Origin of the sequence: Vreelandella sedimenti (assembly GCF_013416325.1) — a bacterium.
GTDB lineage: Bacteria > Pseudomonadota > Gammaproteobacteria > Pseudomonadales > Halomonadaceae > Vreelandella > Vreelandella sedimenti.
Genome location: NZ_JACCGK010000026.1, coordinates 1 through 17,862, shown reverse-complemented (window position 1 = coordinate 17,862; position 17,862 = coordinate 1). Strand labels below are relative to the sequence as shown.

Below are 17,862 nucleotides of genomic sequence, written 5' to 3'. Positions count from 1 at the left end.
GTCTACTGGATACCTCGAGCGGAGCCAGCATGACCGTGCGTCAAATGCTGCTGCAACTTACGTCTCGGGGTTATGAAGTTCAGGTGCTGGGAGCGACGGTATTCGATAACACCAAGGGCATGGGGGGACTCAAGGAGCAATTCCCAGACCTGAACGCTCACCTGCACCAATTGGTTGAAGCCGAGGATGGCCCGCTAACGCATCAATTGGTGGTTAGCTATAGCCACAATCGTAATCACCTTACGACGCACGAAGAGGGGCTTTGGTATAACCAGTACCTTTACCTGCTGGATTCGTTTAAGCCGGATGTGGTGTGGTTCTACGGCGGTCAAACACTGGATTTGCTAATTGCCAATGAGGCGCGCGACCGCGGTATTCCTGTCGCCTTCTATTTAGCGAACGGCAACTATAAAGCATCAAACTGGTGCCGTGATGTGGATTTGATCCTCACTGACAGCCAGGCCACGGCGGAGATGTACCGTAAGGAGGTGGGCTTTTTCTCAAAGCCTGTAGGCAAATTCATCGCCCCGGAAAGCTTTGTTGCGGAGCAACATAAGCGTAAGCGCTTAATGTTTGTGAACCCTAGCTGGCAAAAAGGTGCTAGCGTTTTTGTCCAGTTAGCAGAAAAGCTTGAGCGAGAAAGACCCGATATTGAGCTTGAAGTGGTGGAAGCACGAGCCGACTGGCCAGCCGTGCTGCGGGAAACCACCCGCAAAATGGGGGAACAGCGCAGCGCTTTAAGCAATGTTGTAGTGACGCCCAATACCAGTGATATGCGCGGCCCTTACAGCCGAGCTCGGGTGGTGGTAGCTCCTAGTCTTTGGTGGGAAAGCTCCGGGCGCATACTGGCCGAGGCCATGCTAAACGGTATTCCGGCTCTGATTACCAATCGCGGTGGCATGCCCGAAATGATCGGGGATGCCGGTATCGCCTTTGATTTCCCTGCAGCCTGCTATAAAGAACCCTACCAGCAGTTACTAAGCGACGATGAGCTTCAGCCACTAGTGGATGCAGTCATCAGCTTGTTTGATGACGAAGCGCTTTACCAAAGCTACGTAGATCGCGCTTGGCAAGTAGGCAAAGAGAAGCACCATCTTGACCGTGCCACTGACCGGCTACTGACTGCGTTAACGCCTTTAGTACGTCAACAAGCAGGCAACAAAGACTTTGCCATTACCCAAAAGAAGCGCCACCGACAGCGTTTAGCCTGCCAGTTAAGCAACAAACCTGAATTCAAGGTCGATAACTCTCTACAGCAGTTGATCAGTGCTAAATCTGGAGCCAAGCAGGCCAACGAGCCACAATCTAACCGTTTGTGGCTTACCGATAACTTTACCTGGCAAGTTAAAGGTAAAATCATGGTGCTCGACAACCGCGCCAGCCTAATTAAAAGTGGCCTTGCCGACCAGATGGTGGCGACCAAAGCTTTTGGCATTGTCGCGTTTGACCCCGCCAGCGAAGTAAAGGATGCCAAACAGTACGAGGGCAGCGACTATATTCAGTTATTCCAGCACGCCCTGCTCGGCGATGGTAAGGCGGCAACGCTGCATGCCTGTGTTGCCCCGGAAATGACTAGCACGCTGACACCCCTTCCGGCTGAAAAGCTACCCAAACGTCACCACCTGGGTGCAAAGCCTTTGGCAGAAATCCCCATTAATACCGTGGCGCTGGACAGTATTGATGGATTGGGAAACCTTGATTGGTTAATTCTAGATGAGCTAAGCGATGCTATGGCCGTGCTGGAACATGGTAAAAAGGCGCTTACAGACACTCTGCTGATTCAGGCGCGAGTTGCCTTTCAGCTTACTCATGAAAAACAGCCCAACTTGGCAGAGCTACAGCATTGGGCCAGTCGCAATGGCTTCCGCTTCTATCGCTTCCATAACATTAGTCACTATAGCCATTTGCCAAAAAAGCTGAGCGCCCATACAGCCTGCGCCACCGAGCAGGAGAGCGGCGATGTGCTCTTCCTCCCTAGTCACGAGCGTATGGCTATTCTGAGCGAGAAAGAAAGGATGAAGCTAGCCTTTATTCTCAGTGCAGGCTTTGCAGCGCACGATGTAGCTTTTGATTTGATAGCAGAAGTTAGCCAGGATAAAGCGCTAGAGTTTCTTGAAGCACAGGAGTTTTTGCCAAAGTCGCCATCACAAAATGGCTCGTCCATTTCAACGATTGAGGATTTAAAAGCGACAGTGGCTAAAGCTCCACTTTCATTGATCAAAGCAAATCATTCTCTACCAGGTCACTTAGTTGTATCGTTAACGTCTTATAAAGCACGCTTCGACAATCTTCATCTCACCCTACGCAGTCTATTATTGCAGGAAATGTGTCCTGATCTTCTGATTCTATGGATTGCTGAAGACGAAAAGGCAGACCTACCTGAGGCCGTATGGCAGTTGGAGCAGTACGGGTTAAATATTCAATTCTGTGAAGACATTCGCTCGTATAAAAAAATTATACCTACACTGCAAAGCTATCCAGAAAGCTTTATAGCGACTGCTGATGACGATATTTACTATGAGCCGAGGTGGCTTACGAAGTTGTTAGAAAACTGGGATGGTAACAATAAAACAGTAGTTGCGCATCGAGCACACAAGATCCTTCTTAAGCAGAACAATAAACCGTTACCATATCGGAAATGGAAATGGGAAATTGATGAAAACGAGGTCATAGATGGTAAGATTGTTCCAACGGGTTGTGGCGGTGTATTATACCCTCCTCATGTATTTCATTCCGAGGTAACCGACACTAGCAAATTTATGGAGTTATGTCCTTCTGCAGACGATATCTGGTTATATTGGATGGCATCTTTGAATGGTGCGAAAGCTAAGCGTTCAAATTATACCTTTCAATTGATTGAATGGCCAAACGAAGAGGGGGCGTCACTATGGAAAGAAAATATTCATGGTGGAGGTAATGACCAGAGTATTAAGGCCATACTAGATGAGTACGGTTGCCCATGGGAAAAGCCAATTAAAATTATTAGTGAGCTTGCAAAAGGTATTAAGGTTTTAGCTTTTACTAATGATGTTTCTTCGCTAGTAGTAATTAGTCATGGTGTCGGTTCACTTATAAGAATTTGGCCTTTTGAAACACCACCGACTAATGAAATAAAAAATATAGATATCATGCCTAAAATTATGCTTGGTGATGGTAGGCCTAGTAACTATTATGTGTGTGAAAATCCAGCATATAATAGTATGCTTCAACCTTTTTCAGAAGAGAAAATAAATCTTTTACAACAAATTCCAGTCAATACAGTTACTTTAAATGAGTTTTCATCATTTTCGAAATTTGACTGGCTATATATTGATAATCTTTGTGATTTAGACAATATTTTAAGCTATGCTGATCAAGCTTTAAGAGAAGTTTCTATCATTCAGGTGAAAGTGTTTTTAGGTAAAACTCATAAACGACAATGTTCTATAATTGATATAGTCAAAAATTTCACTACCCTTGGTTTTAGGTTGATTACCATGCATGGTATGGTCAAGCCTAAGCACGAAAACTATAGGTTACGTTTCTCTGAAAATGCGAGAAATTTAGATTTAATTTTCATACCTACTGCGAAATTTATGAGTGCAGAAAAGCAGGAAAAAATAAAATATATTTTAAATGAGTTGATTGGATTTCAGGGCTCTTGAAGAGAGAATAATTATGTTGTCAGAATTAAATGTAGTCCCTAAACAAGATGAAATTACGAAAGATTGGAAAAGTGAAGAAATTAAGGTAACTTGTTATGTCCAAACCTATAATCATGTGAGCTATATTGAAGAAACTCTTGAAAGTATACTCGCGCAGAAAACTAGTTTTCCATTTAAAATAGTCGTCTATGATGATTGTTCTACAGATGGCACTCAAGGAAAAATTAGAAATTATCAGAAAAAGTATCCTGATATTGTGTTTCCATATTTGGCTGAATTTAATCATGGAAAAGAAAATGTGCCAAGAATTGAACATCAAAATTTAGTCGAAGGTGAATATGTCACTATATGCGATGGAGATGATTATTGGTTAGATAATTATAAGTTGCAACGGCAATATGACTTGATGACTAATAATGAACAGTGTTTATGCGTGCATCCTGCAATTATAGCTTTTGAAGAAACCGATGTAGAAGATGTGTTCTGTTATTATGGCGATAAGATATCAATTGTTAGTCAAGAAGTTATTTTTAACATAAAAAACCAATTTGCTCCAACGTCTTCATACTTTATGACAAAGAAAAAATACTTTGAGTTTTTGAGTTTCTTGCGAAAAAAAGCACCTGGCTATGGCGACTTTTTTATTGAGGCTATTTCTTCCGAGAAAGGGGTGCTTTATATTCCTTTGCCGATGTCTGTCTATCGTAGAGGTGTTGTAAGTTCCAGCACTACTTTGCAATCTCAGAGTGGTTTTAGAGTGCACCAAATAATACTTGATAATAACTTAGAAAACCTTAAAATTTTAGAATCAATGTACCCTTACCTTGCTAAGAAAATAATGAATAGAAAGAAGCTAGTAGAAATAGACTTTTTAATGAATGCCCTAAATGCAACAGATATTAAAGATGGCATGAAAAAAGAACTTAAGCAAAAACTAGTTGATAATATTAAAAAGCTTGGAGGGTTTTCTCCAGAAAAATATATTAGGCCAGTTTAACTGTTATCTATTAGCCAGCTCATCTAATAAGTTGAGCTGGCTATAGATTATAAATATAATTTCTCAAAAAAATTGCTAATCCAAATTGACCCAAAGTCATCATTCATATGCTGGAGATCATCTTTAGGATGTATTTCATTATCATTATTAAAACCAATAGCTAATCGTCTACTGTTCTTTAAATAAGCTATGTCAGTTTCACAAATATTTTTATTTTCTAATGTTATCTCTGATTGTTTTATTGCTTTAGCATTATAGTTTTTCGCTAAATAACTATTTAGTTTTTCCATTCCTACATTGTAGTTTTTGACTGTATACTGTGGGCAGCTACTCTTTTGGGTTAACATAGGATCATGCCCTAAAAATATTTCTTTATTAGTTGCTTTTCTTAATTCTGTTAATAGGTGTTTCGCTTGACTCCCTTCTAAGTGTTCCTGTATGGACCGCTCAATAAATTCGAGCGAATAAAAAGCATCATCATAGAGCCAAAACGGAAGTAGCTGGCTTCCATAAATCAAGAAAATGTCATACTCATTTGTATTGACGTGAGAGACGCCTCCTGAAGTGAATGCTAGTGATTGCTTTACCCTCATGTTATCTGTCACTAGCATTTTATTGTCAGCTGTTAAGCTTTTAAGTAAATCTCCCCTTTCAGCAAAAAACGTAATTTCAAAATCTTTTCCAACAGAGCTTTGCTTAAGTTCGTCCCAAGCTCTTTTTAGTGAGCCCACATGACTGTTGCCAAGAATGCATATTTTTTTCATGACTTTTTAAATGCCTCGATTAGCTCTTCATCACATTTGTTAGTAAGTTCAGACTTAGGGTGTTTTTGGCAATCACTTCTGAAAAAAGAATTAAAAAAATGGTTCATTACAAAATCAACGCCATGAGGGTTTACTGTGCGCTGATTATTGTTAAAGAAAATTCCTCTAAAAATATGGCTATTAATTATCTCGAAAGAGGGGAAGTATTCTACATAAGATAATTTGTTAGCTAGGTCACCAGCTACAGCACGAAGCGTAGATTTTGAGTACGTGTTTGCTGCCAGAATGTGCTTGTCAGTTTTTGTGGCTACCAAAGGTACAGGTGATACAGTTAAAATAATTTTTATATCTTTGTTTATTTTTTTTAGTTCTGATATGCTCTCTTCTAATGAATTATATACTACTTGATAGTTTTGATTGATAAATATATGTTTGTAAGGATCAAATTCTCCAGCCGCTACACCTGGTGATATCGGATATTCAAATCCGTTTTCAATATTCATCCAGCTTTCAGTAAGCCCTAAAGTAAAAATAAATATATTACAATTTGTGATAGATCGCTTGAAACAGTTTTCTGTATGCCTTATTGAAGCTATAAGCTCATTTTCAGATGAGAAGCCATTTGGCTCAATAGTTGGTCTAAACAGATCATGATATCTATTGTTTTTCTTCCATACTTCAACAATACTTTGATTGTTAATTGAGTTTTTAATCCACTGTCTTAATAAAGTCGTCGTATATATATTCCCAGTGCGAGCGGAGAATACTCCATAATTATACTCCTCTCTAAGCTCTTTACTTATAAATTCAGGCGCTTTTTCAGTTATTAGCCAATCAAAGTTTCTTTGCTTAAGATTTTTTCCAATGTGTTGTGCAAAGCATGATCCGTACGTGGCTATTTTATCACTTTTCTCTATTTTGAACTTAGGGTTACAAACTTGTTGAATATCTAGTGGGTTAATATTTCCTACGGATGGATTCCAAAAGCACTTTTTTTCTAATTCTTTATAAGCATTGTTCATCGTAATCTACTTACCTGTTTCTAGATGATGGGTTACTTGATGAGTTTTCATGGTTATTATAATCTTTGCTGATTTTTATATTCAAAAAACTGGCTAGATTTTGCCATTTATCTGGATCTTCGAGTTTACCTACAAAAAGATTGCTAGGAGATTTTTTACCAAAAAAATCTATAACTTCTCTATTATGATTTTCATATACTTCTTTGTATTTTTCAGTTGCTTCGCTTATGCACATGCTTTTTTTATTTAATAACGCAAATTTGTTTTTTTCGTAGAACTCTTTTTCTCTTCTGTAAATTTTACAATGCCTTTCAGGTTCGCCGATTAAATTATCATTGCTATGGTTAATCATGGAATTAAGCCATGAGTTTGTATCCCTTGTTAGCAAAATAAATTTTGAGTCTGGGAATCTATGATATAATATTTTGTAGAATCCTGGAGCCCACCAAGGAGAGTCCTCAAAGGCATTTTTAACTAAAAAATCATTTGATGAAAATATTTTCTCATAATCACCATTATACCAAGATTCTGCCCACCCATTTTTTCTGCAGTCAGCCCAGCCGGACCACCTTAAACCGGCATCACTGAAAAATCTTCCTACAGAAGTGGTTCCGGTTCTTTGCATTGAGATACAAAAAACTTTGTTTTCCATACATGTATTCCTATAGTCAGCTTGATTTCAATTTGATTTTGTCAAAAGGAAAACTTTTAATTTCTTTACCAACGTGGCTATTTTTAAAGTGATTAAGTTAAAAATAAGTAGGGGCATTAAGCTGTGATACTTTTATGCATTGCAATCGCTTCTTCCAAGCTATAATTTACTAAACGCCAGTTGTTTGTATTGAAAAAACCAGTTTCTCCGGTGTATCTAGGCAACAGCTCCATGTTTACATTATTTTGTTCAGCGAGCCTACGAGTGATTTCGTTGTAATAATACTCTGGCCGCTGGCAGAAGTCTTCGTATTGGATTACCAGCTTCTTGTTGTCTGGTAACGCGGCTATGCCCTGCTCTACTGAGAGGTTGATCGCTGAGATTTGGCGGGCTACCGATTCAAGAGGATTCAAATCTTTGAGGCGGGGGTACTCTTTAATCTTGAACGAATACCAAGCGTTAATATCGCCGTACTGGCGCTGTCGGGCTTCCAGCGCCGATTGGATGTTGAAGATCGGGTCGCGGCGAATCCAAATGAATAGAAACTTGTCGAATTGCTCTGCAAGTTCTGGAATATTCTGGTTCATGATCATGGCTTTCATGGCGAACGGTTTTTCGAAGATATTCGCCAGTGCGTTCAGTTCGTCCCGGAAACCTGTCAGGTTAGCTTTTTGATTTAGCTCGTTCGCTGGCATGTAATCCAGCTCGTCGAATGGGAGGAAGCGGCGCCAGAAGTACCAGAATTCGTTCGGAGCAAGCGCCCCCTTGGTTTTGCCATTGTCAGAGCTGAAGTTGACGTCGGAGTTGAAGTCCAGTATTTCGTTACGGAAGTTGTAGCGTGGATCTGTCAACAGTTGCTGGATTTTTGCACCTACCAGAGGTGCACCGAAAAAGCGGGACAGAAGGTTGGTTGGGTAGGCGACTAGACCAGTGTTGGCGAGCCATTGCATAAACAGAGTGCTACCAGAGCGGTGAGGTCCCATCAGAAAGATTTTAGAGAAATGCTCATCTGAGTCTTTCCGGTAGTTTTCATTGGCATCCACCAAACTGCCATTCAGGTCTTTGAGCAATTCCTCAAGTGCTGAAACCCGTGCGTATTTTTCTGTCCGGTTTTCAGAAGCAGCCATATTGACACCTTTTACTTGATTGCGAGCAGACTGATCAGCCTGTCCATATCGTCTTCATTGTAGCGTTGATCACAAGGCAGGAATAAACCATTCGTAACAAGATTCCATTCGAAAGAACCTTCCTCTACCCGGTTCAACACCTCAGGCCAATAGGTTGGAACAAATACCCGCTGGCTTATCAGTTCTGCCTTGCTGGCCGTTTTCACATTCGTAAGGAACGGGTAACACAAGGGAGCTGCGCTTTCGTCAATCTTCAGATTGAGCTGATTGTACTGGCTCAAAAGCTCGTGAAGATATAAGACGTTTTTGGCTCTTGCTGTTCTGGCTCGTTCGTAATCGACTGATTGAAGCAGGCGCTCCGTTAAGCAGGACATTCCCTGAGCAGGCAAGTTCGAGATTGCTTGCTCGGCCTCTAGATATTGCTGATAGGCCTCTTCCGGGCTGTTGGTAAGCCGATTTATCAAGTGAGCCACTCGGGATTCAGAAGTGTTATCCCGTTGCTCTGGCTGCTTGATACGAGTGTCGTTTGAATAGAGTAAGCCGCCATCTGGTAGACCGAAGAATTTTCTTGGGGAATAGATAGTTGCAAGGGAACCTGCCGGCTCTGCAAAGTAGGCTTGCGAGCAATCGACAATCATTTGTCTATGGTCGAATCGGCTTTTACTACCTTGAACCACTTCACCACAGAGCCCAAAGTAGTCAACGATCAATATGAACTCATCTTCTTTGAGTTGCAGAGCGGGGTCTACATCAAAACTGCTATCGACCTTATAAAACTCAACGGTAACGCCTATATCGCTTGCAGCCTCCACTACGGCATCACAGGTGTATGCAGGCAACCAAACTTTCTTTGCCTCTATGGAGCTCAGCACCAGTTTAATAGCAGACCGAGCAGAGTTGGTTTTAATCACACCTTGCGCAAAGTTTGCGTCATAAACGGGCAACTCTAGCCCCTGATAGCCACCAATAGCCGAGTCTTTAATAAAACCCATTATCAATCAGCCAATCTGAAGGACATGTGCCAATTCAGTAATTTAACCAAGTTCATAACGCTCCATGTGTTCTATCACTAAGTTTGGTGAGCAGTTCATCAGCATATCGATAATCGACAAATTGGGAACGAACTCTTCAGCTCCCTGCGAATATTCTACCGGCAGCAAGTCAACAAACTTCAAATCAATCCCTTTCTCGGCAAAGTCTTGCGTCGCATACAGCTTTCGCCCACCGGGAGCGTTGATATAACAATCAGCACTGAACTGACGACACAAGGCAATCAACCGGTCGCGAGCGGAGGCAGAGCGGTTGTATTCAAGGTGACTCGTTTTCTTGAACTGCTTATCTATACCAAGATAAGAAAAGATATCCTCAAAACTTTTTTGGCATACAGTTGCGATTGATCGTTCCTCCAGTTCCAGAGCCCCCCGTATCATCGGAAATACATCTTCAAAATAGGGAGCCTTGGGGTAGCTTTGCTCTATCGTTTTAAGAACTTTTGCCACATCCGAGGTGAACGCCAGCTCTGAAATCAATTTGTTCGAAGAAGCTCCCGGCACCGGAACAGTAAATCGTATAGCACCATTCGCTGACATGATACTGTTTCTATTTATATATCCCTGTTTTATGTACGCAACATCATCGTAAATCAGAAAAAGATCGGCGGCATAGATCAACTGAAAATAGCCGATGTAAGGGAACAGGTATGGCTGCATGACTGCTAGCTTCATGCCTTCAGCTCCGTCTCAATCAAATTGATGATGTTTTTCTGGTCTTTCCGAGAGAGCTGATCAAAGATTGGCAGGCAAAGTATCCGGCTGGCGATATCTTTGGATACGGGTTGGTCTGCCTTAGCGCCTAAACACTCCACTGATTCCAGGGACGGATAAAAATACCGCCTCGCCAGCACTCCGTTCTCCTTGAGTGTTGCCGCTACCCGCAGTGCCTGTTCTTCGTTTTCAAATACCACTGGGAAGTAAGCGTAGTTGTAATCCAGCCCATTCGGTTGGGTCTGCAGTTGCAGGGTCTGGCTCAATGCTTGTTCGTAGCGTTGCCACACGGCGTCACGGGCTTTAAGGTTTTCTTCCATTCCATGCAGCACACAAAGCCCCATGGCTGCCTGCAACTCATTCATCTTGGCGTTGATGCCTAGTTCTTCGATAGTTTCTGGCCCAGTGATGCCGAAGTTGATCATTTTCTTCGCCCGTTCTAGATCTTCCTTGCGTTTAAAAACAATCGCGCCACCTTCGCCAGCATGGAAGAGCTTAGTCGCGTGAAAACTAAGAGTGGCGGCATCGCCATGTTTAAGCACGCTTTCACCTTGGTATTTCACACCGAAGGCGTGAGAGGCGTCGTAGATAACTTTTAGACTGTGCTTGCTCGCAATGGCATTGATAGTGTCTACGTCGCAGGTATTGCCAAATACATGTACGGGAACGATGGCGCGGGTTTTCGGCGTTATAGCTGGTTCGATGTTAGCGGGATCCAAGCACCAGGTGTCTGGGTCAATATCTGCAAATACTGGCTCTACACCTTCCCACTTTAGCGAGCTGGCTGTTGCCACAAACGTAAATGGTGTGGTGATGGCCTCGGTAGCATTATCACGGCCACTAATGCCCAATGCTCGATAGGCAATCTGTAAGGCCAGTGTGCCGTTAGCTACAAGAAGTAGGTTTTCTACCTTGAGATACTCCTCCAAACGCTTTGTCAATTCTTGTACTAATTCACCATTATTGGTGAGCCAGGCGCGCTCATAAATGCCATCTATATATTGGTTGAGTTTTTCACGGCTAGGGAGGTAAGGCTTAGTTACAGGAATCATTGTGGCCCTTTCATTGAGCAAATTAGTGCGGCATCAACTGCCTACAGATCATTTGCAAGTTGTTGTAAATAGGCTCCATTGCCGCTTTTTTCTAACGGCTTGCTCTGGCTAACCAATATTTCTTAGCTTAACCAGCCTTGGTTGAAGACCATTTCTTCAAGGCAGGTGATCTTATAGCCTTGGCGTTTCTCAATGGTTTCTACGAACTGGGCGGCCTCTAGTAAACTCTCGTGAGTGCCTGTATCTAGCCAGGCGAATCCTCGTCCAAGTACCTCAACGTGTAGGTCGCTAATGCTATTAAACTCAAGTTCACCACGCTTAGAAGGCTTAACCTGTCTAGCAATGTCAATGACATCATTATCATAGAAATAGAGGCCCGTAACAGCGTAGTTAGAGCGTGGTTTTATCGGCTTTTCTTCTATACTGATCGCCCTTTTTTTGATATCAAACTCCACAATTCCGAAGCGTTCCGGTTCTTTTACTTGGTAGCCAAACACAGTTGCGCCGCTACCCCGAGCAGCAGCTTGGCGAAGCTTGGGCGTAAAACCTTGGCCGTAGAAAATGTTGTCGCCAAGCTCGAGACAGACGTCATCGCCACCAATAAACGTTTCTCCGATGAGAAATGCCTGTGCTAAACCTTCCGGGTTAGGCTGTACGGCATAATTTAGGTTAATACCAAAGCGACAGCCATCGCCGAGCAGGCTCTGAAAACTAACTTGGTCATTAGGTGTGGTGATAATTAATACATCACGTATGCCCGCCAGCATAAGCGCTGAGAGTGGGTAATAGATCATCGGCTTATCGTATATGGGCAGCAACTGCTTAGAAATACTCAACGTAATGGGGTATAAGCGAGACCCGTTTCCACCTGCCAAAATGATGCCTTTCATACTCTAACCCTGCTCAATGCCGCTCTATTGAGATATCGGCAATTTTTTAGGCTTCTTAACCCAGGATGGGTGTTAGCTGTAGCGAGCAAAGCACCCTGTTACGCGGTAATATTTATTATTATCAATGGGATATCTTCTTGGCCTGTTTGAAGGGTATACGTCATTAACTAAAAGAATCACTCAAATTTCATCCTACGGGGGGCGATTTGATCATTCTGTACGTGCGTTTCTATGAAGCATATATGCGCTGAATGGAGCCGCTACTAATCATTTTGCCATAAGCCCTTTGAATGCAATTAGCTGAAAAGGCCTTGTGTTAAGGTCTATGACAGGCATTAAAGCGATTAATGACGACGCATACGTGTCATTGGATGCTGCTCAGCCAGGATAAGTGTGTAGGGCACTCACTTCAAAGGCGGAGCGAACGGCGCAAGCTGCCCTGTGGGTGTATGCTTAATTTACCCTCATCTGAGATGGTGTGCTTTTCGGTATAAGTGTCTCTTTTGTGTTAAATTTTCATAATCCTAGGTTGATTGATTTCAGCGGTGTTCGGTCACTGCATTTGAGTATCTATGCCAGAGAACTCTAAGGTTTCTATCGCTCCTGCCGGTACCTGTTGTAACTAATTGTGTACAAAAATGTCTTAGATGGCGGTGATTAATAAGAATCTGCTCTCTTTAAATGGTCAGAACCAGCTCAAGCGCTCACACTCTGCCATGGAGGCTGCTATCGAGCGCCTTTCGTCGGGGTTGCGTATCAATGGGGCGAAGGACGATGCAGCCGGGCAGGCTATTGCTAATCGTCTGGAGTCCAGTCTTCAAGCTGGAAAGACGTTAACTCAAGGCATCAACAATGGCATCTCGCTGATGCAAACAGCCGAAGGTAGTCTTGATAGCATTAACGATATTTTGCAACGCGCTCGTGAGCTCGCTATTCACGCTGCGAATGGTACCCTTTCTGATGCTGACCGCTTCTCAGTCAATGCCGAGTATCAGCAACTCGCAGAGGAGGTCGACCGACTCGCATTCAGTAATGAGGCGTTTGGTAAGACGCCACTCGCACCCGCTGAGCTGCGGCCATTGCCAGTTAAACTAGGCGACGCCGCTCATATTACTGAGCTTCTAGAGCTAGGTTTTGAGAGTTTTACCTCCGGTACAGTTTCATTGGCTCACGTACCTTCGGGTGCCACTAACGTCACGCTGGAGATCAACTCTTTAGGTTTAGATGACGACGTTCAGATAATTACTCAAGATGGGAAGCACCTGATAGGGACGCCCATTGATGGGGTTCATACTGACCATGTGTGGCAGTCTCAAGATATTACGAATATTAATACTTCACTACTCACGTCTGAAAATGGGTTTGAGCCTGGGGCCAGCTACGATGCTAACCTGCTTCAAGATGCAGCGGGAAGCTATGATCTAAGCTCGCCGCCTGTTGAGCTTGATTATAACGACATGAAAATTACCTATAGCGGAGACGGTGATCGGCTTGTCTTGGCTTCAGTCGATGATGCCAATACCGAGTTTAACGACGGCAGGCTGCCGGAAAATATGCTGGAGCGAGTAACTTTCGAGAAAGTCACCGAAAACCTAATTGTTTTCGTGGTAGGCCAAGGTTCATTTAATGCCAGAGCTACTTGGGACGACATGCCGATTGAATATGACGACCCTGAACCGGTGTCGACCCCCGTTAGCACCCCTACAAACATAGTGGTCAGTGCTGGTGTTGGTCAGGAAATGGATTCCATCACGATCGCTCCCACGCCTTCTAACACTCAGTCGCTGGGACTTGAAGGGGTGGCGCTGGACCCTATAGAGAAGGCCTTAGAAGCCATGCAGAAGCTTGAGCAGGCAATGGGGCAGTTTGATGGCTATCCGAAGTCAGTATGGAGCGCTCCATAACCGCTTTGAATCTGCCATTGGCACCTTGAGCCAGGAGCAAGTGGACTTGGGAACTGCTAAGTCGAGAATTGAGGATGCTGACTATGCCGTAGACGCATCTACTATGACTTGCGCGCGTATTTTGCAGCAAGCTAGTACTTCGATGCTAGCCTAGGCCAACCAGAACCCACAAAGCGTGCTTTCTCTGCTGGATTAATTAACTAGCCGATGGGTGTATTAATTGTGCAAGTCCTGACACCTATAGGCTTGCTTCTTCTAAAACCTCTGCCACTAATTACTTAGCCTGCAAAATTGATCTTCCTGGCATTTGCTCGATAATGAGTAGTTATCTTCGGCACTCGCCACCTTGCGGGTGCCCAAATTTTACGTTCGTCATTGGGCAGGAAGACACCCCATGGATCCGCAAAAACTGGCGGTAACCTTAGCGATTGCTGCAGGTTGGTTGAGTTTTAACAGCCTTATCGTTTGCATGTATTTCCTATTGAGTGGCAGAGGCGTGCTGGAAGGGGGAATGTGGCGAGGTGGGGAGTGGTTAAGGCTCGGGCAGTCAGTGCCAGCCGATGAGAGCAATGAACTGGTCGCTCAGCCTCCTGCTGTTGTTAAACAGGTGAATACCTCCTCTACGTTACCCGAGAATGAAGATAGCGTAGAGGAGGTGCCACCTGTAGAGGCGGAAGAGAGCACTCATGTGCTGTTTGTTATGTTTGATCAGCCTGATCACGCTCTCGATAAAAAGCTGCACGTGAGCTTGCAAAACTGGGAGGCTCACTACGATGCTGCGATGCAGGTTTATAGCGTGCCGGGCGTGACACCGCAAAACCCGTTGCGGGTCACCAATGCCTACCCGCCTGGAGTATTGCCTTCTCCGGATGCCTTTCAGCAAGGAGGTGACCTGATTAGCGGTCTGAGCATCATTCTCAAAAAAACAAAGCGCAGGCGCGGGTTTGATAAGGTGCAATTGGAAAAATTTGTAGACTTTACCCAAGAGTTGGCAGCGTTAGGTGGAAGCGTGCTGGATGCTGAGCGACAGGTAGCGACTCCTAAAACGTTCCAATCTATCAGGCAAAAGTAGCCAAACAGCTGAGCGCGACAATATATTCTGTAATGGAATAAAAATTATCTTTAATATTCTTTTGTATGCTTTTGTCGTAGAGGTAAACTAGCAGCATCAATGCCTCATGATTATTTGTGTGGCTATTCGGATCGTCGGGATATCGACTAACGAGGAAACAGACTCATGCCACTACCATGCAAGTTGACTACCACCCTCGCTGCGCTTTCGTTGAGCGTTGCCAGTGGGTTTTTCGCCGCTTCAGCCCAAGCTGATACGCTCCGTGTGGGCATGTCCGGCGGTTACTTTCCCTTTACCTTCGTTGAGCAGGACGAGCTAAAGGGCTTTGAAGTTGATGTCATGAATGCCGTGGGTGAGATCACCGGTGATGAGATCGAGTTCGTCACGGCGAGCTTCTCGGGCTTGGCGGGGATGCTTGAATCTGGCCGTATCGACACCATTGCCAATCAGATCACCATTACCCCAGAGCGCGAAGCGAAGTATGTGTTCACTTCGCCTTACGTGTATGACGGCGCCCAGGTCGTGGTGCGGGCAGGCAATGACACCATTGAAAGTGTTGAAGATTTGTCCGGCAAAAGCGTGGCCGTCAACCTGGGCTCGAACTATGAGCAATTGCTACGTGAGCAGCCCAACGCCGATGAAATCGATATTCGCACCTATGAGTCCAATATCGAGCAGGATGTGGCGCTGGGCCGGGTAGAAGCCTTTGTGATGGATCGCGTGAGTGCTACGCAGGTCATTAAAGAGAAAGGCCTACCGTTAGAGCTGGCGGGGCAGCCGTTCTCGACCATTGAGAACGCATTGCCGTTCCGTGATGATGAAGCGGGCCGTGAGCAGCGCGACCGTGTCGATGCAGCGCTGAGTGAGCTGCGTGAGAATGGTGAGCTGCGTGAGATATCGGAAAAGTGGTTCAATACTGATATCACCCAGCCCTAAACGCTGAACTGATCCGTTCAACGCGGCCGTGGCATTGCCACGGCCGTTTGCTTATAAGCGATTTGGCCTATGTTTAATTATCATGCTTAACCTCGAATATATGTGGGGGCTGTTGCCGGTTCTGTTGCGCTACTTGCCGCTCACCCTTCAAATGGCAACGATCGCCATGTTCTTTGCGCTGATTCTGGCGTGTCTGCTGGCGGTGGTTCGCGTATCAAAAGTGCCATTCTTGAACGGCTTCTCGCTCCTGTTTATCTCGTTTTTCCGGGGTACGCCGCTGCTGGTTCAGCTGTTCCTGTTCTATTATGGCCTGCCACAACTGATTAGCGCCTTGATTTCGATTACTGGCGTTACCGCCGCTGTGCTAGGCCTGACGCTGCACTTCTCTGCCTATATGGCCGAATCTATTCGTGCGGCGATTGTCGGGATTGATCGCAGCCAGACTGAAGCCGCGCTTTCCATCGGGATGACCCAGTCGCAATTGATGCGCCGCATCATTCTGCCCCAGGCAACCCGCGTGGCAACGCCGACGCTGATGAACTATTTCATCGACATGATCAAGGCGACCTCGTTGGCCTTTACGTTGGGGGTGACTGAGTTGATGGGCGCTACCCAAAAAGAGGCCGCGGGCAGCTTCCTCTATTTAGAAGCATTCCTGCTGGTGGCGCTGATTTATTGGGCGATTGTGGAAGTGCTCTCTTGGGGGCAGCGTCGGTTAGAAATTTACTTGAATAAGGCCTACCAACGATGATTTCGCTGCAAGGCATCACCAAGCGTTTTGGCGCCCATACGGTATTTCGAGATATTGATTTGAGCCTTTCTCAAGGCGAGATCATCGTGATCATTGGGCCTTCCGGAACGGGTAAATCGACGTTGCTGCGCTGTATCAACTTTCTTGAACGCCCTGATGCAGGCCGTTTGCAGGTGGGTGATTTGAGCGTTGATACCCAGCGTGCCAGCCGGGCAGATATCTTGGCATTGCGCCGGCGTACCGCCTTTGTATTTCAGAACTACGGCCTGTTCGCCAATAAAACTGCGCTGGAGAATATCAGCGAGGGGATGATTGTGGTGGACAAACTGCCGAAGGCTAAGGCCCATGCACGGGCAAGAGAGATCCTTGAACGCATCGGTCTGGCAGACAAGGCAGATGCTTATCCCGCTTCGCTTTCCGGCGGCCAGCAGCAACGAGTGGGTATTGGTCGTGCCATGGCCGCCAACGCTGACGTGATTCTGTTTGACGAACCCACCTCTTCACTTGACCCTCAATGGGTAGAGGAAGTGTTGAGCTTGATGAAGCAGTTGGCGGTAGAGCGCCAGACGATGATCGTAGTCACCCACGAGATGCAGTTCGCCCGGGAAGTCGCAGATCAAGTGGTCTTCATGGATGACGGCGGTATCGTCGAGCAAGCGCCTCCTGAAGAGTTGTTCACTGCTCCCAAAGATGAGCGAACGCGCCATTTCTTGCGCAAAATTTTAGCGCCTACCGGGCAGGCAGTGCCTTAAGGGGGGGGGGGCGGGTAATGTTTTATCAGGAGAAGCGAAACTATGAGGCTAGAGGTTAATCAGCTGCTCTGGTCTGAAATATCCAATAATAGATTGCGGGTTTCGTACAGCGATCTGGATATGGTTTTTTTCTTTCAGGGCCGAGCCAGGATAGAGTTCCGAGCCTTCTTCAAACACTCCATAAACAGTATCAAATGCTTGTTCTTGCTGGTCTTCTCTAAGCTGATGGGCAGATTTTATAACCGCACAATCAAGCTTTCGTACCATTTTGACGCTATTTAGTTCGTAGGTGTTGCTGGGAAGAGAGCTGCCAGCTTTCGCATACGTGTCTTATAAAAACCGGTAGGCAAGCTTCAGCTCTTCAGATACACCGTAGTCGGTTAAGTTAAGGCAGAATCCAGGGGCTATGAAGGCACCGACTACATAAGGGGTCTTAATTTTACTACTCTGTTTTGCCCAATCCATTGCTCGGTCAAAGCTGTCTACCCAGAAGTAAATGCCATCACCTAGCCCGGATTTCTCACAGGGTATAAAAG

Annotated in this window: 17 protein-coding genes and 1 pseudogene; 8 read left to right on the top strand and 10 right to left on the bottom strand. The window is 45.0% G+C overall.

Annotated elements, in window-relative coordinates; all coding sequences use genetic code 11:
- The first annotated feature begins 29 nt into the window (after positions 1-29).
- A complete protein-coding gene (locus HZU72_RS21745; protein WP_208458187.1) occupies positions 30-3,644 on the top strand; it encodes a glycosyltransferase family 4 protein in 3,615 nt (1,204 codons plus the stop codon).
- Positions 3,645-3,657: 13 nt separating this feature from the next.
- Positions 3,658-4,641 carry a glycosyltransferase gene (locus HZU72_RS21740; protein WP_180095860.1) on the top strand — a complete coding sequence of 328 codons (984 nt, stop codon included), beginning with the start codon at positions 3,658-3,660 and terminating at the stop codon, positions 4,639-4,641.
- A 47-nt stretch (positions 4,642-4,688) separates the two neighbouring features.
- On the opposite strand, the gene HZU72_RS21735 is transcribed toward HZU72_RS21740, so the two are convergent.
- The 8 genes and pseudogenes from HZU72_RS21735 to rfbA form a co-directional block, all read right to left on the bottom strand.
- Positions 4,689-5,405, bottom strand: coding sequence for a hypothetical protein (locus HZU72_RS21735; RefSeq protein WP_180095859.1), 717 nt, complete (start codon positions 5,403-5,405; stop codon positions 4,689-4,691).
- A complete protein-coding gene (locus tag HZU72_RS21730) occupies positions 5,402-6,427 on the bottom strand; it encodes a GSCFA domain-containing protein (RefSeq protein WP_180095857.1) in 1,026 nt (341 codons plus the stop codon). The genes HZU72_RS21735 and HZU72_RS21730 overlap by 4 nt, the downstream gene beginning before the upstream one ends.
- Before the next feature lie 10 nt (positions 6,428-6,437).
- A complete protein-coding gene (locus HZU72_RS21725) occupies positions 6,438-7,079 on the bottom strand; it encodes a sulfotransferase (protein WP_180095855.1) in 642 nt (213 codons plus the stop codon).
- Between the two features lie 116 nt (positions 7,080-7,195).
- A complete protein-coding gene (locus tag HZU72_RS21720) occupies positions 7,196-8,206 on the bottom strand; it encodes a sulfotransferase (RefSeq protein WP_180095853.1) in 1,011 nt (336 codons plus the stop codon).
- Positions 8,207-8,217: 11 nt separating this feature from the next.
- Positions 8,218-9,198 (bottom strand): hypothetical protein, encoded by a 981-nt coding sequence (locus HZU72_RS21715; RefSeq protein ID WP_180095852.1) that lies wholly within the window; start codon positions 9,196-9,198, stop codon positions 8,218-8,220.
- A gap of 42 nt (positions 9,199-9,240) precedes the next feature.
- Positions 9,241-9,930, bottom strand: coding sequence for a WbqC family protein (locus HZU72_RS21710; RefSeq protein ID WP_180095850.1), 690 nt, complete (start codon positions 9,928-9,930; stop codon positions 9,241-9,243).
- Positions 9,927-11,021 carry a DegT/DnrJ/EryC1/StrS family aminotransferase gene (locus HZU72_RS21705; protein ID WP_180095847.1) on the bottom strand — a complete coding sequence of 365 codons (1,095 nt, stop codon included), beginning with the start codon at positions 11,019-11,021 and terminating at the stop codon, positions 9,927-9,929. The genes HZU72_RS21710 and HZU72_RS21705 overlap by 4 nt, the downstream gene beginning before the upstream one ends.
- A gap of 41 nt (positions 11,022-11,062) precedes the next feature.
- Positions 11,063-11,911: pseudogene (gene rfbA, locus HZU72_RS21700) on the bottom strand (glucose-1-phosphate thymidylyltransferase RfbA).
- A 647-nt stretch (positions 11,912-12,558) separates the two neighbouring features.
- On the opposite strand from rfbA, the gene HZU72_RS21695 reads away from it, so the two are divergent.
- The 6 genes from HZU72_RS21695 to HZU72_RS21670 all read left to right on the top strand — a co-directional run bounded on the left by HZU72_RS21695 (position 12,559) and on the right by HZU72_RS21670 (position 17,326).
- On the top strand, positions 12,559-13,815 hold the full coding sequence (locus HZU72_RS21695; RefSeq protein ID WP_180095843.1) for a flagellin N-terminal helical domain-containing protein: 1,257 nt from the start codon (positions 12,559-12,561) through the stop codon (positions 13,813-13,815).
- On the top strand, positions 13,781-13,969 hold the full coding sequence (locus HZU72_RS21690; protein ID WP_180095841.1) for a flagellin: 189 nt from the start codon (positions 13,781-13,783) through the stop codon (positions 13,967-13,969). Before HZU72_RS21695 ends, HZU72_RS21690 begins: the two co-directional genes overlap by 35 nt.
- 240 nt (positions 13,970-14,209) lie before the next feature.
- Positions 14,210-14,887, top strand: coding sequence for a hypothetical protein (locus HZU72_RS21685; RefSeq protein WP_180095839.1), 678 nt, complete (start codon positions 14,210-14,212; stop codon positions 14,885-14,887).
- Positions 14,888-15,052: 165 nt separating this feature from the next.
- On the top strand, positions 15,053-15,823 hold the full coding sequence (locus HZU72_RS21680; RefSeq protein ID WP_180095837.1) for an amino acid ABC transporter substrate-binding protein: 771 nt from the start codon (positions 15,053-15,055) through the stop codon (positions 15,821-15,823).
- 82 nt (positions 15,824-15,905) lie between these two features.
- On the top strand, positions 15,906-16,574 hold the full coding sequence (locus tag HZU72_RS21675) for an amino acid ABC transporter permease (protein ID WP_035538134.1): 669 nt from the start codon (positions 15,906-15,908) through the stop codon (positions 16,572-16,574).
- Entirely contained in the window at positions 16,571-17,326 is a 756-nt protein-coding gene (locus tag HZU72_RS21670; RefSeq protein ID WP_180095835.1) for an amino acid ABC transporter ATP-binding protein, read from the top strand. Before HZU72_RS21675 ends, HZU72_RS21670 begins: the two co-directional genes overlap by 4 nt.
- A gap of 48 nt (positions 17,327-17,374) precedes the next feature.
- Here HZU72_RS21670 and HZU72_RS21665 read toward each other — a convergent pair whose 3' ends face one another.
- Positions 17,375-17,593, bottom strand: a complete 219-nt coding sequence (locus HZU72_RS21665; RefSeq protein ID WP_180095833.1) for a hypothetical protein — start codon at positions 17,591-17,593, stop codon at positions 17,375-17,377.
- Between the two features lie 63 nt (positions 17,594-17,656).
- Positions 17,657-17,862: hypothetical protein (locus HZU72_RS23690; RefSeq protein ID WP_208458186.1), on the bottom strand; the 206-nt coding region annotated here is incomplete at its 5' end.

Coding starts and splice junctions, on each gene's coding strand:
- HZU72_RS21745 (WP_208458187.1), top strand. CDS start 30: ATGACCGTGCGTCAAATGCTGCTGCAACTTACGTCTCGGGGTTATGAA.
- HZU72_RS21740 (WP_180095860.1), top strand. CDS start 3,658: ATGTTGTCAGAATTAAATGTAGTCCCTAAACAAGATGAAATTACGAAA.
- HZU72_RS21735 (WP_180095859.1), bottom strand. CDS start 5,405: ATGAAAAAAATATGCATTCTTGGCAACAGTCATGTGGGCTCACTAAAA.
- HZU72_RS21730 (WP_180095857.1), bottom strand. CDS start 6,427: ATGAACAATGCTTATAAAGAATTAGAAAAAAAGTGCTTTTGGAATCCA.
- HZU72_RS21725 (WP_180095855.1), bottom strand. CDS start 7,079: ATGGAAAACAAAGTTTTTTGTATCTCAATGCAAAGAACCGGAACCACT.
- HZU72_RS21720 (WP_180095853.1), bottom strand. CDS start 8,206: ATGGCTGCTTCTGAAAACCGGACAGAAAAATACGCACGGGTTTCAGCA.
- HZU72_RS21715 (WP_180095852.1), bottom strand. CDS start 9,198: ATGGGTTTTATTAAAGACTCGGCTATTGGTGGCTATCAGGGGCTAGAG.
- HZU72_RS21710 (WP_180095850.1), bottom strand. CDS start 9,930: ATGAAGCTAGCAGTCATGCAGCCATACCTGTTCCCTTACATCGGCTAT.
- HZU72_RS21705 (WP_180095847.1), bottom strand. CDS start 11,021: ATGATTCCTGTAACTAAGCCTTACCTCCCTAGCCGTGAAAAACTCAAC.
- HZU72_RS21695 (WP_180095843.1), top strand. CDS start 12,559: ATGGCGGTGATTAATAAGAATCTGCTCTCTTTAAATGGTCAGAACCAG.
- HZU72_RS21690 (WP_180095841.1), top strand. CDS start 13,781: ATGGCTATCCGAAGTCAGTATGGAGCGCTCCATAACCGCTTTGAATCT.
- HZU72_RS21685 (WP_180095839.1), top strand. CDS start 14,210: ATGGATCCGCAAAAACTGGCGGTAACCTTAGCGATTGCTGCAGGTTGG.
- HZU72_RS21680 (WP_180095837.1), top strand. CDS start 15,053: ATGCCACTACCATGCAAGTTGACTACCACCCTCGCTGCGCTTTCGTTG.
- HZU72_RS21675 (WP_035538134.1), top strand. CDS start 15,906: ATGCTTAACCTCGAATATATGTGGGGGCTGTTGCCGGTTCTGTTGCGC.
- HZU72_RS21670 (WP_180095835.1), top strand. CDS start 16,571: ATGATTTCGCTGCAAGGCATCACCAAGCGTTTTGGCGCCCATACGGTA.
- HZU72_RS21665 (WP_180095833.1), bottom strand. CDS start 17,593: ATGGTACGAAAGCTTGATTGTGCGGTTATAAAATCTGCCCATCAGCTT.